At 36.4% G+C, this 1,635-nt stretch carries 1 protein-coding gene; it reads right to left on the bottom strand.

Annotated elements, in window-relative coordinates:
- Positions 1–137 precede the first annotated feature (137 nt).
- Positions 138–1,376: an IS110 family RNA-guided transposase gene (locus JOD29_RS20190; RefSeq protein ID WP_124767066.1), complete on the bottom strand. Its 1,239-nt coding sequence runs from the start codon at positions 1,374–1,376 to the stop codon at positions 138–140.
- Between the last annotated feature and the right edge of the window lie 259 nt (positions 1,377–1,635).

The following is a 1,635-nucleotide window of genomic DNA, read 5'->3' as shown; positions in this document are numbered from 1 at the left end:
ACAAAAACCAGCTAATAGTTGTCAACATTTTTCAATAAAAAATATAAATCGTACATGATATACTAAAAATCGGTATACCAAATAAGCCTTCCTTTAATTAAATGGAAGGTTTTGTTTTATATACTTATATATGAATTTTAATCCGTATTTTGGAAAGTTATTTTCCTTTTTAATAGGGCATAAATCCAATGTAAGAGCTTATTTGCACAAGCGATTATTGCTACTCTAAAAGGTTTTCCTTCTTCTCGTTTTTTATCGTAGAACTCTCTTAATTTCTTATTTCTAGGGATAATCTCATCGCTTGTTTTTTGCTTACGTGCATCTCTTATACCGCATTGTACAGCCATAAACAACGCTTGCCTTAACCTGCTAGATCCCCTTTTGGTTATGCGATTAATGGAAGCGGTAAACCTACCAGAAGAGTATACGCTAGGGTCTATTCCAGCGAATGCAACTAGCTTTTTAGGATGATTAAACCGATCTATCTCTCCAATTTCAGAAATGATTGTTGCCGCAATCTTTTCTCCAATACCAGGGATAGACTGGATAATCTCATATTCTTCAATTTCTTTAGCGAGGGCATCTATTTCTGCTGCTAACTTTGATAGGTGCTCTTGATATTGAAGAACAATGTTGATAAACATCTTTAAGTTAAAAATATGGCTTTGGTACAAATTGTTTTGAAATGGATTACGTAACGCTGCTTCTCTCAATTTCTGTGCTTTTTCTTCTGCCCATTTTTCTGAACGAGTTGGACATAATTCTGCGACTTTATCACTCAAATCAGATTCACTAACACTTAGAACCTCTTCTGAAGTTGGAAAGAGTGATAGGATCTGTAAAGATATCTTTGAATAGAGATTCCCAAAGACACCCCTATATTCAGGAAATACTTGATCTAAAATCGATTGTAGCTGTAATTTTGTTTGTGCGGCGGTACTTGAGATTGTTTCCTGTTGCCTCGTGAGATTACGAAGATTTAAGAGATGAATTCCTCTTTTTTTGTATGGTTCTAACTCTTCCTTATAATACAATTCACATAAATGATAGGCATCAACTGCATCTGTCTTTACCTTTCGTAAATTTGTACTTCTAGCTCGGTGAGAGATAAGTGGGTTAACCATAATGTAGACATACTGTTGCTCATCTAAAAATTGAATAACAGGGATATGGTACTGTCCTGTAGATTCTAAAATAACCGAAGGTTGCTTTCCATCAGCCAATTTTTCAATATCCTTAAGAAATTCTACTAAACTTCCTAAACCTTCTAGAGTATGCTTGACACTAAAGCTCTTTCGATAGGGCTGCCCCTTATCTAAAAAGGCTTGAACCTGACTTTCTCCTTTTGAAACATCCAGACCTACGACTGGATTCATATTAGAATCTCCTCCTCTTAAAATACTAAATTAGTCGGTAACCCCTAAAGCTGCTTGTAATATCATAGGTTCGCTTGTTAAACGGGATCCTTGTCCCAACCAGCTTGAAACATGTTTATACAAGTAGGGGGTGAACAGTTTTGCGGACGGGATCAAGTCCCACGGGCGCTACGTTCTACCCCGACTACCGTTATAATAAGACCATATAGAAAAAGGTCAACCAGAAAAATCTGGCTAACCTTATATTACGAACGGGCGC

This window comes from Lysinibacillus composti, assembly GCF_016908465.1.
In the GTDB taxonomy this organism is placed as follows: domain Bacteria; phylum Bacillota; class Bacilli; order Bacillales_A; family Planococcaceae; genus Ureibacillus; species Ureibacillus composti_A.
Note: the sequence above shows the minus strand (reverse complement) of the source record. Positions and strands in the feature narration are given on the sequence as shown.

Excerpts from the sequence above, each read along its gene's own strand:
- JOD29_RS20190 (WP_124767066.1), bottom strand. The coding sequence starts at position 1,376 with ATGAATCCAGTCGTAGGTCTGGATGTTTCAAAAGGAGAAAGTCAGGTT.